This is a genomic window from Sinorhizobium alkalisoli (assembly GCF_008932245.1).
Lineage (GTDB): Bacteria > Pseudomonadota > Alphaproteobacteria > Rhizobiales > Rhizobiaceae > Sinorhizobium > Sinorhizobium alkalisoli.
On the sequence record NZ_CP034910.1, the window covers coordinates 108,157 to 121,803 of the forward strand.

Here is a 13,647-nt window from a genome sequence, read left to right on the forward strand (position 1 = left end):
CAACGATCCTTCCTATTTGCGGCCCATGATCGCCCGCGAGACGATCAGCCGCATGATCTCGTTGGTCCCTTCGAGTATCTGGTGCACCCTCAAGTCCCTGACAATCTTTTCGACGCCATAATCGGCGAGATAGCCGTAGCCGCCGTGCAATTGCAGCGCGTCATTGGCGACGGCAAAGCAGCGGTCCGTGACAAAGCGCTTGGCCATGGCGCAGAGCTTGGTCGCCTCCGGATCCGCCGCGTCCAGTGCGGCGGCCGACCTCCAGAGAAAGGTGCGGGCGATCTCGAGGTCGGTCGCCATGTCGGCGAGCCGGAATTGCAGCGCTTGGAACTCTCCGATCGCGCGCCCGAACGCGCGCCGCTCCTCAACATAGGCGAGCGCCCTGTCGAAGGCGGTCTGGGCGCCGCCGAGCGAGGCGGCGGCAATGTTCAGCCGTCCGCCATCGAGGCCGGCCATGGCGATCCTGAAACCTTCGCCCTCGGCACCGAGCCGGTTCTCGGCCGGCACGCGGACATTGTCGAGCATCACCGCCCGGGTCGGCTGGGCATGCCAGCCCATCTTCTTCTCATTGGCGCCGAAGGTGAGTCCCGGAGTGTCCTTCTCGACGATAAAGGCGGAAATGCCTTTCGGCCCCTCTTCGCCCGTGCGCGCCATCACGATATAGAGGCCGGACTCGCCGGCACCGGAAATGAACTGCTTCTGTCCCGTCAGCAGATAGGCGCCGCCCTCGCGCACGGCTCTGGTCTTCAGTGCCGCCGCGTCCGAGCCGGAACCGGGCTCCGTCAGGCAATAGCTCGCCAGGGCCTCCATGGTCAGAAGCTGCGGCAAGAACTGCTGGCGCTGGGCGTCCGTGCCATAGCGATCGATCATGCCGGCGCACATATTGTGGATCGACACGAAGGAGGCGATCGCCGGGCAGCCGGTCGCCAGCGCCTCGATGATGATTGCCGCATCGAGTCGCGTCAGGCCCGTGCCGCCGACGTCGTCGCGGATATAGATGCCGGCCATCCCGAGCGCTGCGGCGGCGCGCAACGTCTCCACCGGAAAATGCTTCTGCTGGTCCCAGTCGATCGCGCGAGGCGCGAGTTCGTCGCGCGCGAAATCGAGCGCCATCGCGCGGATGGCCTCCTGCTCCTCCGACAGGCGAAAATCCATATGCATGTCCTCCCTGACCCGCATATTGACCATGTGCCGTGGTGTTACACCAAATTGCGTACAGGCACAGAGGCAAATTCTCACAATATCTGTTCAAAAACGAACAGGCTTCGCATGAGCGAAGCTCAGTTCTCGCTCAAACGATACGGCAGAGCGGCGCGCATGTCATGGTCGACAATGAGCTTACGCTTGAGCGGCGGCACGGCGCGGCTGGCGCATTTGGTGCGCTCGCAGATGCGGCAGGAAATGCCGATCGGGTCGAAGGCGGCGCGGTTGCCGAGGTCCATGTCGTCGGCATAGACGAAGGCGTCCGCATAGGAGATCTCGCAACCAAGCGCCAAGGCATAGCGTGGATGCGCCGCGCGATAGCCGCCTCCACCCTTGGTGATCTGCGTCGCCAGACAAAGATAACGCACGCCGTCCGGTGTCTCGGCGAGCTGGCGGATGATCCGGCCCGGGGTCTCGAAGGCCTGATGTACGTTCCAGAGCGGGCAGGCGGCACCGAAGCGGGCGAATTGCAGCTTGGCGGCGCTGTGGCGCTTGGTGATGTTGCCGGCCCGGTCGATGCGCGCGAAAAAGATCGGGACACCTTTCTGTCCCGGCCTCTGCAGCGTCGAGAGCCGATGGCAGACCTGCTCCAGCGATGCGCCGAAGCGGGCGGCGATGAGCTCGATGTCATGGCGCAGCTCGCGCGCCGCCTTGAGAAAGGCCTGGTAGGGCAGGATGAGAGCGCCGGCGAAGTAGTTCTGCAGCCCGATCCGACAGATCTCATAGGCCTCTTCGGTGCGGAAGCCGGCGCTACCCGCCACCCGGTCGATCTCCTCACGGCCATGAAGCTGGGCGAGCTGCAGCGCGAGCTGGAAGTCGCGCGTCGGCGCCGGCGCGTAAGGATTGAGCGTCAGGATGCGGGCACGCGGGTCGAAACGGCGGATCGCCTCGTCGCCGGCGGCACCGCGCACGACACGCACGCCATGCCGCTGCTCAAGATGATTGGCGAGGGCGGTGTGGCTGTCGCCCTCGCCGAGGCCGAGCTCGCCGGCCAGGTGCTCGGCGAGCAAATCGATCTCATGAATATAGTTGTCGACGAAGTGGAAGAAGTCGCGCACTTCCTCGTACGGGGTGGTCTCGACGACGGCGGCATCGCGGCCGATCGTGTCGTCGATGCTGGCAAGCTGTTCGCTGTTGCGGCGATAGGCCTGGTGGCACTTGACCAACGCATGGGCGAGGCCCGGCGCGTTCTGAACGACGAGTTTCAGTTCCTGCAGGCTCGACGAATAGGCCTCGAACAGGGGATCGTTCAAGGCCTCCGAAAGCGCCGACAGCAGCCGGTCGCCCTCGCCGGAGGAAAGCTCGGCAATATCGATCTGAAACTTCTCCGCAAGCGCCAGCAGCACGGCCGCCGAGACCGGCCGCTGGTTGTTTTCGATCTGATTGAGATAGCTCGTCGAGATGCCGATGCGTTCGGCGAACTGACCCTGCGTCGCGCGGTTTGCTTCCCGGAGTTCCCTGACCTTGCGGCCGATATAGAGCTTGCCGATCGCCATGTTTGCAATTTCGCAATCTTCGTTTCACATTTTTGTATACTTCACATTTGCACATGTTCGGCCGTTTCGCCACCGCGCCCCTGGCGCTATTGCGAAGGAGGTGAAGCCCCTGCACAATCAGCAAAAATCAGGAGGAGACGATGCGCGCGATACTCGAACAGGTGGAAGCCCGCCGGGCTCAGGCGCGCGCCGGTGGCGGCAAACGCCGCATCGAAGCGCAGCACGGCAAGGGCAAGCTGACCGCGCGCGAGCGCATCGAGGTGCTGCTCGACCAAGATTCCTTCGAAGAATACGACATGTATGTCACCCATCGCTGCGTCGACTTCGGCATGGCGGACCAGAAGATCGCGGGCGACGGCGTCGTCACCGGCTGGGGTACGATCAACGGGCGGCAGGTCTATGTCTTTTCCCAGGATTTCACTGTGCTTGGCGGCTCGCTTTCGGAAACGCACGCGCAGAAGATCTGCAAGATCATGGACATGGCCGTCCGCAACGGCGCGCCGGTGATCGGCCTCAACGATTCCGGCGGCGCCCGCATCCAGGAAGGCGTCGCATCGCTTGCCGGCTATGCCGAAGTGTTTCGCCGCAATGCCGAGGTTTCCGGCGTCATTCCGCAGATATCGGTGATCATGGGGCCGTGCGCCGGCGGCGCCGTCTATTCGCCGGCGATGACCGATTTCATCTTCATGGTGCGCGATAGTTCCTACATGTTCGTGACCGGCCCGGATGTGGTGAAGACGGTGACGAACGAGATCGTCACGGCGGAGGAACTTGGCGGCGCCCGCACGCATACGACCAAGTCCTCGGTCGCCGACGGCGCATTTGAGAACGACATCGAAGCGCTTGAAGAGGTCCGACGGCTTTTCGATTTCCTGCCGCTCAACAACCGAGAGAAGCCACCGGTCCGGCCCTTCCATGACGATCCGGCGCGCATCGAATTGCGGCTCGACAGCCTAATCCCGGAGAGCGCCGCCAAGCCCTATGACATGAAGGAGCTGATTTTCGCGGTGGCCGACGAGGGCGACTTCTTCGAATTGCAGCCGGAATTCGCCCGCAACATCATCACCGGCTTCATCCGGCTCGAAGGCCAGACGGTCGGCGTCGTCGCCAACCAGCCGATGGTGCTCGCCGGCTGCCTCGACATCGATTCCTCACGCAAGGCCGCCCGTTTCGTGCGCTTCTGCGACGCCTTCTCGATCCCGATCCTGACGCTCGTCGACGTACCCGGCTTCCTGCCCGGCACCGCCCAGGAATATGGCGGCGTCATCAAGCACGGCGCCAAGCTGCTTTTCGCCTACAGCCAGGCGACCGTGCCGATGGTGACGCTGATCACCCGCAAGGCCTATGGCGGCGCCTATGACGTCATGGCGTCGAAACACATCGGCGCCGACGTCAACTATGCCTGGCCGACCGCCGAGATCGCCGTGATGGGCGCCAAGGGTGCGACCGAGATCCTCTACCGCTCCGACCTCGGAGCCCCGGAGAAGATCGCCGCACGCACGAAGGAATACGAGGAGCGCTTCGCCAATCCCTTCGTCGCCGCCGAGCGCGGCTTCATCGACGAGGTGATCATGCCGCACTCCTCACGCCGCCGCATCGCCCGCGCCTTTGCATCGCTGCGCAACAAGCAGGTCGAGACGCGCTGGAAGAAGCACGACACGATCCCGCTTTGACGGAGCCCGCCATGAGGCCGGAACCGGAACCCGAGATGACGCCCGAGGCCGCCCGCCGTGACCACTGGCAGATGCTGCGGTACCTAGCCGTCAACTCCCTTTACGGCGCGCTCGTCGGCACCGCCGTCGCCGCTGCGCTGATCTGGCTGAACATCGGCGCGGTCGGCACACATATCGTCCGCTCGGCCAACCCCTTCCTGGCCGCGGCTATGGTGGTCGGCCCTTTTGCCCTTCTTTTCGCCGGCGCCGTGGCGGCATCTTCCATTGCGCTTCTACCCTACCGACGAAAGTTCAGGCGATGATGCGACAGAAAGGATTCAAAGAGAAACGCATGTTCAAGAAAATCCTCATCGCCAATCGTGGCGAAATCGCTTGCCGCATCATCCGCACCGCCGGGAGGCTCGGTATTGCGACTGTGGCCGTCTATTCGGATGCCGACCGCGATGCCATGCATGTGCGCATGGCGGACGAGGCCGTACATATCGGCCCGTCGCCCTCAAGCCAGTCCTATATCGTCATCGAAAAGATCCTTGAAGCGATCCGCATGACCGGGGCGGATGCCGTCCATCCGGGCTACGGCTTCCTGTCCGAAAACGCCGCCTTCGCCGCGGCGCTGGAGAAGGAAGGCGTCACCTTCATCGGTCCGCCCGTTCGGGCGATCGAGGCAATGGGCGACAAAATCACCTCGAAGAAGCTCGCCGCCAAAGCGGGCGTTTCGACGGTTCCGGGCCACATGGGGCTGATCCGGGATGCAGACGAGGCCGCGCGCATCGCCGCGTCGATCAGCTTTCCGGTGATGATCAAGGCGTCGGCCGGCGGCGGCGGCAAGGGAATGCGCATAGCCTGGAACGAGCGCGAGGCGCGCGAGGGCTTCCAGTCCTCGAAGAACGAGGCGAAGAGTTCCTTCGGCGACGATCGCATCTTCATCGAGAAATTCGTGACCGAGCCCCGCCACATCGAGATCCAGGTGCTCGGCGATCAGCATGGCAACATCGTCCATCTCGGCGAGCGCGAATGCTCGATCCAGCGGCGGAACCAGAAGGTGATCGAGGAAGCGCCCTCGCCCTTTCTCGACGAGAAGACGCGGCGCGCCATGGGCGAGCAGGCGGTCGCGCTCGCAAGAGCCGTCGGCTACCATTCGGCCGGCACGGTTGAATTCATCGTCGATGCGGATCGCAATTTCTACTTCCTGGAGATGAACACGCGGCTGCAGGTCGAGCATCCGGTGACGGAACTCGTGACCGGCCTCGACCTCGTCGAGCAGATGATCCGCGTCGCCGCCGGCGAGGAGTTCGCTTTCCGCCAGAAGGACGTGAAGCTCGAGGGCTGGGCGATCGAAAGCCGGCTCTATGCGGAAGATCCCTATCGCAACTTCCTGCCCTCGATCGGCCGGCTGACGCGTTATCGTCCGCCGGCGGAAGGCCGCCAGGACGACGGCACGATCATCCGCAACGACACCGGCGTCTTCGAGGGCGGCGAGATCTCGATTCATTACGATCCGATGATCGCCAAGCTCTGCACCTGGGCGCCGGACCGGGCAACGGCCGTCGACGCGATGGCGGACGCACTCGACGCCTTCGAGGTCGAGGGCATCGGCCATAACCTGCCCTTCCTCTCCGCCGTGATGCAGCAGGAGCGCTTCCGCCAAGGGCGGCTGACGACCGCCTATATCGCGGAGGAATTCAAGGACGGCTTCCAGGGCGTCGCGCCGGAGGAGGCCTCAGTGATGCGGCTTGCCGCCGTCGCGGTGACGATCAACCAGGCACTGCAGGAACGCGCCAGTCAGATTTCCGGTACGATCGGCAATCATCGCCGGGTCGTAGGCCACGAATGGGTGGCAAGCCTCGCCGATCGCGAGTATCAGGTCACCTGCGGCACCTCCGCCGATGGTGCCTATATCCGCTTCTCCGACGACAGCGTCATTTCCGTCGCCACCGACTGGGTCCCGGGCCGCACGCTCGCCACCTTCAACATCGACAATCAGCCCATGGCCGTGAAGGTCGAACTCGCCGGAACCGGCATCCGGTTGCGTTGGCGCGGCATTGACGTGGTCGCGCGCGTTCGAAGCCCGCGCGTCGCGGAACTAGCGCGGCTGATGCCGAAGAAGCCGCCGCCGGACACCTCGAAGATGCTGCTCTGCCCGATGCCCGGCGTGGTGACCTCGATCTCGGTGAAGGAAGGCGAAACCGTGGAAGCGGGCCAGGCGATCGCCGTCGTCGAGGCGATGAAGATGGAGAACATCCTGAGGGCGGAGAAGCGCGCCACAGTGAAGCGCGTCGCCATCCCCGCCGGTGCGAGCCTGGCGGTCGACGAACTGATCCTGGAGTTCGAGTGATGAAGGCGGCGTTGATACCGACGGCTATCTTGAACCGGCGGACCACCCTCCCCAACCCCTCCCCACAAGGGGGAGGGGTTACGGTGCCGCGCCCCCGTGACTTTACCTTTGCTCCAACTGCTCGAGGAATCGAGGAAGAGGGCAAAACGATGCCGCGGTCGGGGGCCTCCCCCTTGTGGGGAGGGTTCGGGGAGGGTTTTCGCCAGCACCAGATGCAAGTGCGCTTCGACGGAGCAATGCGATGACCGACAAAACCATCAAAGACTGGGAAGCCCTCGCCGAAAAGGAGCTGAAGGCCTCCCCCGAAAGCCTCGTCTGGCCGACGCCGGAGGGGATCGCGGTCAAACCGCTCTACACGCGCGATGACCTCGCGGATCTCGGGCACCTCGACTCGCTCCCCGGTCTTGAGCCGTTCCTGCGCGGGCCGCGCGCCACCATGTATGCCGGCCGGCCGTGGACGATACGGCAATATGCCGGTTTCTCGACCGCGGAGGAATCCAACGCCTTCTACCGCAGGAACCTCGCCGCCGGGCAGCAGGGCGTTTCCGTCGCTTTCGACCTCGCGACCCATCGCGGCTATGACAGCGATCACCCGCGCGTCGTCGGCGATGTCGGCAAGGCAGGTGTGGCGATCGACTCGGTCGAGGACATGAAGATCCTCTTCGACGGCATCCCCCTCGAGAAGATCTCCGTCTCCATGACGATGAACGGCGCCGTGATCCCGATCCTCGCCAATTTCATCGTCGCCGGCGAGGAGCAGGGCGTTTCGCGCGACAAGCTATCCGGGACCATCCAGAACGACATCCTGAAAGAGTTCATGGTCCGCAACACCTATATCTACCCGCCCGAGCCTTCGATGCGGATCGTCGCGGACATCATCGAATATACGGCGAAAGAAATGCCGAAGTTCAATTCGATCTCCATTTCCGGCTACCATATGCAGGAGGCGGGCGCGACGCTCGTCCAGGAGCTCGCCTTCACGCTCGCCGACGGGCGCGAATATGTGCGGGCGGCGCTTGCCAAGGGGCTGAACGTCGACGATTTCGCCGGCCGGCTCTCCTTCTTCTTCGCAATCGGCATGAACTTCTTCATGGAGGCGGCGAAGCTGCGTGCTGCACGGCTACTCTGGACCCGCATCATGAAGGAGTTCAATCCGCAAAAGCCGTCATCGCTGATGCTCAGGACGCACTGCCAGACCTCCGGCGTGTCGCTTGCCGAGCAGGACCCGTACAACAACATCATCCGCACCGCCTTCGAGGCAATGTCGGCGGTGCTCGGCGGCACGCAATCGCTGCACACCAATTCCTTCGACGAGGCGATCGCGCTGCCGACGGAATTTTCCGCCCGCATTGCCCGCAACACGCAACTGATCCTGCAGCACGAGACCGGCGTCACCAAGGTCGTCGATCCGCTCGCCGGCTCCTATTACGTAGAAAGCCTGACGAACGAGCTCGCGACAAAGGCCTGGGCGCTGATCGATGAGGTCGAGGCGCTCGGCGGCATGACCAGGGCGGTCAATGCCGGGCTGCCGAAGCGGCTGATCGAAGAGGCCGCGACCCGCCGCCAGGCGGCAGTCGACCGCGGCGAGGAGGTCATCGTCGGCGTCAACAGGTATCGCCTCGAGAACGAGCATCCGATCGACATACTCCAGATCGACAACGCCGCGGTCCGCGCGGCACAGATCAAGAGGATCGAGGAAACCAAACGGCGCCGCGACACGCTGAAGGTTAACGAGACGCTGGAAGCGCTGGCCGAAGTGGCGAGGAGCGGCAAGGGCAATCTGCTTGCCGCAGCCGTCGAGGCCGCCCGGTCACGCGCGACCCTCGGCGAAATCTCCGAAGCGATGCGCCAGGCCTTCGGCGATTACACCGCCGTGCCGGAAGTGGTCACCGACATCTACGGCAAAGCCTATCAGGGCGATCCCGAACTCGACGTGCTTGCCGGGCGACTCGGCGAGGTCACCAGGCGGCTCGGCCACAAGCCGAAGATCATGGTGGCCAAGCTCGGCCAGGACGGCCACGACCGCGGCGCAAAGGTGATCGCGTCGGCCTTCGGCGACATCGGCTTCGACGTGGTCGCCGGACCGCTGTTCCAGACGCCGGAGGAGGCCGCCGATCTGGCGCTTGCGGAAGAGGTCACCGTGATCGGCGTCTCCTCGCTTGCGGCCGGCCACAAGACGCTGATGCCGCAGCTTGCGGATGCACTGAAGGCGCGCGGCGGCCAGGACATCGTCATCGTCTGCGGCGGCGTCATTCCGCGGCAGGACTATGCTTACCTGATGGATAAAGGCGTCTCTGCCGTCTTCGGCCCCGGCACCCATGTGCTCGATGCCGCCCGCACGGTGCTCGACCTGATCGAAGGCAAGCGGCGCAATATCTGATCCCGCAGCTTTCGCAATTCGGGCCTTGCGTTCCATCTGCCTTGCGGGACAATCAGGATCGGGCCGCGCCGGACGAGCGAACGTCCGCAGTGGATGCGCGGGCTGCACAGGGAGGACTGGCAATGCGAAAGCTGCAATCGCAAGGGGTCCATCACATCACACTCGTCGGCGCGGACCGCCAGACATCAATCGATTTCTGGGAAGGCGTGCTCGGCATGCCCTTCATCTTCGAGCAGCCGAACCTCGACCGGGCATCGGAAAGCCATCTCTATTTCGATCCGGGCGACGGCCGGCTGATCACCATATTCACCGACGAAAACCGCAAGCCCGATCCGAGCCGCACGCCGACGGATATCGGCTGCGTCCATCACATCGCCTTCGCCGTTTCGCGCGCCACGTTCCAGCAGGCAGTGGAGCGGCTGAACGAGCGGGAGATCAGCCATAGCGGCGTCAAGGACCGGGGCTTCATGGATTCGATCTATTTCGAGGACCCGCTCGGCCTTCTGATCGAGCTCGCCTCCTACCGTTTCGAACCGCCGGCCGGCCACACCCATGCCGCGGTGCTGATGGAGGCGCATCAAATCCGGGTGGCGCGCGGCGACTACGCCATTGCCGAAGTGCATCTCGCCGATGCGATCGAAGCACTCATGCAACGCTCGCGACCGACGCTGTCGGCCGAGCGTGCCCCGAAGAATCCCTACTGAGGAACGGAGGTTCAGTCATGTCGAAGATAATACTCAATGTGATCAAGCCCAGCGTCAACAACATGACGGTTCGCGTGTTCCTGCGGGCAGCAGGTCTCGATTTCACCGAGCACGACGTCTACGGGCAGACGCGTACCCCCGAATATCTGGCGAAGGCTCCCTCGCATCTGACGCCGATGATCGAAACGGCGGACCTGCCCAGGGGCGCTCTCTGGGAAAGCTGCGCCATCATGCAGTATCTCTGCAACAAGCACAGTCTCAACCAGTTCTATCCGAAGGATCCGGAAAGGCGCGCGATGATCGACAGCGCCATGTTCTATCTGATCGGCACCTTCTATCCCTATCTCGCACGGGCTACCTATCCGGCTCTGCATTTCCCGCAATATCCGGGCGAGGTCGGCTATACCGATGCCGACCATGACACGAAGGAGCAGGCCCGCAAGGCCGCCGCGGATGCGCTTGCAGAACCGCTCGAGGTCTTCCATGCCTTTTACATGGCCGGCAAGCCCTTTATCGGCGGCGATCAGCCGTCAATCGCCGACATAAGGTTGGCCGCGACGCTCGAATTCCTGGAGGCGATCGATTACCCGCTGCCGGCTTGGGCGACGACCCATATGGAAGCGATGGAGAAGGCGCTCGGAACGGCCTATTCCGAACCGGCCGCCGACGTGCGCGGTTACATCGCCTATGTGAAGGCCCAGCGGGAAGAGGAACTCACGGGAACCGCCTGAACGCTCATGAAATCAGCAGAATGATTCCGGTTGCCCCGAGCGCCAGCGTCCAGAGGCGGTCGAAATTGATCCAGGCTGTCCGCAGGGCGGCAAGACCGACCCAGGCGAAAACGATGAGCGCTATCGCGGCGATCACGGCCAGCATCGCACCCGTATGGACGCCGACCGCGGCGAGCGAAATCGGGAGCGAATTGCCTATACCGGCAATTCCCGACTGGTCCGTCAGGCAAAGGCTTAGGACCACGGGCACCAGCATCAGCCCGGCACCATGGCTCGTCGCCATCAGGAAGGACCAGATCGCAAGTCCGGCCATGCCGGTTTGCATACCGACCCTCACGCGGTGGCGATGCCCGTAAACGGCGCAATAGCCGGCAAGGCCGAGAATGAGGACGGCGGCGGCAAGCTGCAGGTTCCGCAAGTCCAGGACGGCCCCGAATACCGTCACGACGGCCAACACCATCGCGATGGAAACGGCATGGCCAATGGCGATCGGCACGAGGGACAACCAGACGATCCGCGCACTTTGCCGGTGAAGGCCGAGCGCCACGGCGAAAAGCCAGCCCATTGCCGGGTTTGCGCCGTGGAACGCCCCGAGGCCCGCCAGGGAAAGCCATGGCCAGATAGTCGTCATTTGCTCCGGTGCGGCCGCACGGGTCCGCTCTCCTTAATGCTCAGTTAGGCGCCGAGCCCCCGACCCTCTCCCCGCAAGCGGGGAGAGGGTATTGAGACGGCGAGGATACACCTTCTCCCCGCGGGCGGGGAGAAGGTGGCCGGCAGGCCGGATGAGGGGCCACCGCTCTCCTTCAACAGCACCGCTCTCGCCTCAAGGATAGCAGTAGGAATCCGAGGAGCAATCGCCGCCTTCCAACCGAACTTGATGGGGCCGGTGACCCTTCGGCCAATCGATGAAGAATTTTTCGTCGACCGCTATGCCGCCATCATCGCCGACGTCGAGCTTAACCATCCAGCCATCGATGCCTTCCGGATAGAATTGCGGGTCGATCGCGCCATAGAGCGAGTTGGTGAAATAGATGCGCTTGCCGTCCCGGCTGATTTCCACCATCTGCGGCCCGCCGTTGAGTGCGCCATTCGAAGCCTTCGGATGGCTCGCGCGCGCGACGATCCCGCCGATCCGCACACGGCCGGCCTCCTTCGGCGCGAACGGATCGGAAACGTCGTACTGGATCATGTCGCCGGTGCCCCAGCAGGAGACATAGAGAAAACGATCGTCCATCGAGAGATCGATGTCGGTGACGAGCGGCGGCACGGCCTGAAAACCTTTCAGCACGGGCGGCAGGAGGTCGGGATCGGCGGGCTCCGCCGGGATCTCGATCACCTTCTTCACCGCCCATTGATCGCCCTCGCGATACCAGGTCCAGATCGAGGCGGAGAGGTCCTTCAGGCTGATGACACAGCCGACGAAGCCATAGGCCTTGGTTGGATCGTGGGCCGGGCGCAGTTCGAAGACGAGCTGATGCTCCTCACCGAAATCTATCTCCTGCACGTGCTTGCGCCTGGTGAGATCCCAGAAATGCAGCCTCCGCCCATATTTCGAAGCGAGCAACACCTCGGGAACGAGGCCGTTCTCGAAAGTGTCGGGTGTTCCCCACTCGCTGGTGATCATCGTGTCGTGGCCGAGATGCCACCAGAAATCATAGGCGAGCTTCTGCGGCCCGCGATCCATCTCCCACTGCCCAAGCACGTCGAAACTGTCGTGGTCGAGCAGGAAGATGCCGCCGGGCGCGTTGCCGTCGCGGTCGGCGAGTGCATTGACATAGATGCCCTCCGGGCCGCAATGAATCGTGTGCAGTCGTGAATAGTTCGCCTTTTCGGCAATCTCCGACGGCTCAATGACGCGGACGATCTCAGGCTTCCTGGGGTCCGGCTTGGTGTCGATGATGTGGAGCCGCGACGACCGCAATCCCGGTACGACGAGGTAGCGGCGCTCCACATGCGGATGCGGCGCATTGGGACAAAGGCATGACGAGCAGGCATTCCAGCCGAAGTGGTGAAGCTCGTCCCCGACATTCGGCATCTCGACCTGCCCGACGATCTGCGAGTAGGTCGATGACGCGGGATCGACGTCGACTACCGCGATCGCGTCCGGCCGCTTCCGGTCCGGGTCGAAGGCGGCAACATAGGCAAGGGTCTCCTTCGGTGCCTTTGCAGCCATGCGCGGTGATGGGTAAAAGGAAGGATCGGGTCGCCACGTCGCCATTTCTGTTCTCCCCAAAAGAAGACAATGCGTGGATCCTGATGCGGGATTTAACAGATGCGGCAAAAACTCGTCGGAAATGCGGCGCCATTGCCACAATCGGCCGAGGCGGAGCGAGGATCAGTGATCTAAGTCTCGATCCTGAACTTCATCCGATCGGCGGCGAAGCGCGTGCGCGAGTATTCGACGGGCCGTCCCTCCACGTCAGCGTTGACCGAGAGCGCCTCGATGACGATTGCGCCGGCCGAGAGCTTGAGCAGCTTGAGCTCCTCCGCATCGGCGTGCCGGGCGACAATGTCCGTCGAGACGCGAACATAGTCGTCGAGCCCTTGTGCCGCGAAGGCCTTGGTGACGGAACCGAGGCGCGCATATCGCTGCGCCATCTCGGGAAACCGACCGGCCGGAAAATAGGCGATGGTCGCCGAGAGAGGCCGCCCGTCGCCGCTGCTGACCGTCTGCAGTTCCACCACGACGGCGCCCGGCGGAAGCGCGAGAGCGGCCGCGACTTCGCTGCTTGACTGCACCTCCCTGTGAGCAAGCAGTTGTGAGCCGATTTCCTTTACCTGACCGCCGAGCCCTGCAGAAAAACGGGTCCGCCGGGAGATCGGATACGTCACCCGGCCCTTGCGCTCGATCAGCGTGCCGCGCCCCTGCACGGCGCGCACCAGCCCCTCTTCTGCAAGCGCTGCCAACGCACTGCGCACCGTGTGACGGTTGACGCCGAACTCGCGCGCCAGCGCCGTCTCCGGCGGCACCATTCCCGTCGCGTCGTAGTCACCGTTGCTGATCGCAAGTCTTACGCGGTCGGCGATCTGCCGCCAGAGCGCAACCCCCGTCTGCCGCTCCACGGCCTTCCTTGCCACCATTTTCTTCCCCGATGTCACAGGCCTGTCATTTGCGAAGGCTAAGA

The 13,647-nt window shown here is 63.7% G+C and carries 11 protein-coding genes; 6 read left to right on the top strand and 5 right to left on the bottom strand.

Going from position 1 to position 13,647, the window contains the following annotated elements; genetic code table 11:
• Positions 1–12: 12 nt before the first annotated feature.
• The gene (locus EKH55_RS18110; protein WP_192803835.1) at positions 13–1,155 is read right to left on the bottom strand and encodes an isobutyryl-CoA dehydrogenase; all 1,143 of its coding nucleotides are present in this window, start codon (positions 1,153–1,155) and stop codon (positions 13–15) included.
• A gap of 125 nt (positions 1,156–1,280) precedes the next feature.
• Positions 1,281–2,699 (bottom strand): helix-turn-helix domain-containing protein, encoded by a 1,419-nt coding sequence (locus EKH55_RS18115; protein ID WP_151612177.1) that lies wholly within the window; start codon positions 2,697–2,699, stop codon positions 1,281–1,283.
• 140 nt (positions 2,700–2,839) lie between these two features.
• Here EKH55_RS18115 and EKH55_RS18120 point away from each other — a divergent pair, with 140 nt between their 5' ends.
• From EKH55_RS18120 to EKH55_RS18145, 6 genes are all read left to right on the top strand, one after another.
• Positions 2,840–4,372, top strand: coding sequence for an acyl-CoA carboxylase subunit beta (locus EKH55_RS18120; RefSeq protein WP_151612179.1), 1,533 nt, complete (start codon positions 2,840–2,842; stop codon positions 4,370–4,372).
• A gap of 11 nt (positions 4,373–4,383) precedes the next feature.
• Positions 4,384–4,674: a hypothetical protein gene (locus EKH55_RS18125; protein ID WP_192803836.1), complete on the top strand. Its 291-nt coding sequence runs from the start codon at positions 4,384–4,386 to the stop codon at positions 4,672–4,674.
• A gap of 29 nt (positions 4,675–4,703) precedes the next feature.
• Positions 4,704–6,707, top strand: coding sequence for an acetyl-CoA carboxylase biotin carboxylase subunit (locus EKH55_RS18130; RefSeq protein WP_245314786.1), 2,004 nt, complete (start codon positions 4,704–4,706; stop codon positions 6,705–6,707).
• A gap of 241 nt (positions 6,708–6,948) precedes the next feature.
• The gene (gene scpA, locus EKH55_RS18135; RefSeq protein ID WP_151612181.1) at positions 6,949–9,087 is read left to right on the top strand and encodes a methylmalonyl-CoA mutase; all 2,139 of its coding nucleotides are present in this window, start codon (positions 6,949–6,951) and stop codon (positions 9,085–9,087) included.
• Between the two features lie 122 nt (positions 9,088–9,209).
• On the top strand, positions 9,210–9,791 hold the full coding sequence (locus tag EKH55_RS18140; RefSeq protein ID WP_069461061.1) for a VOC family protein: 582 nt from the start codon (positions 9,210–9,212) through the stop codon (positions 9,789–9,791).
• Positions 9,792–9,808: 17 nt separating this feature from the next.
• Complete coding sequence (locus tag EKH55_RS18145; RefSeq protein WP_069461060.1) at positions 9,809–10,522, top strand: glutathione S-transferase family protein; 714 nt, start codon at positions 9,809–9,811, stop codon at positions 10,520–10,522.
• Positions 10,523–10,526: 4 nt separating this feature from the next.
• Here EKH55_RS18145 and EKH55_RS18150 read toward each other — a convergent pair whose 3' ends face one another.
• The 3 genes from EKH55_RS18150 to phnF all read right to left on the bottom strand — a co-directional run bounded on the left by EKH55_RS18150 (position 10,527) and on the right by phnF (position 13,600).
• Complete coding sequence (locus tag EKH55_RS18150; RefSeq protein WP_069461059.1) at positions 10,527–11,153, bottom strand: hypothetical protein; 627 nt, start codon at positions 11,151–11,153, stop codon at positions 10,527–10,529.
• A 192-nt stretch (positions 11,154–11,345) separates the two neighbouring features.
• Positions 11,346–12,740 (bottom strand): selenium-binding family protein, encoded by a 1,395-nt coding sequence (locus EKH55_RS18155; RefSeq protein WP_069461058.1) that lies wholly within the window; start codon positions 12,738–12,740, stop codon positions 11,346–11,348.
• Positions 12,741–12,865: 125 nt separating this feature from the next.
• Positions 12,866–13,600, bottom strand: a complete 735-nt coding sequence (phnF, locus tag EKH55_RS18160) for a phosphonate metabolism transcriptional regulator PhnF (protein WP_427915880.1) — start codon at positions 13,598–13,600, stop codon at positions 12,866–12,868.
• Positions 13,601–13,647: the final 47 nt, after the last annotated feature.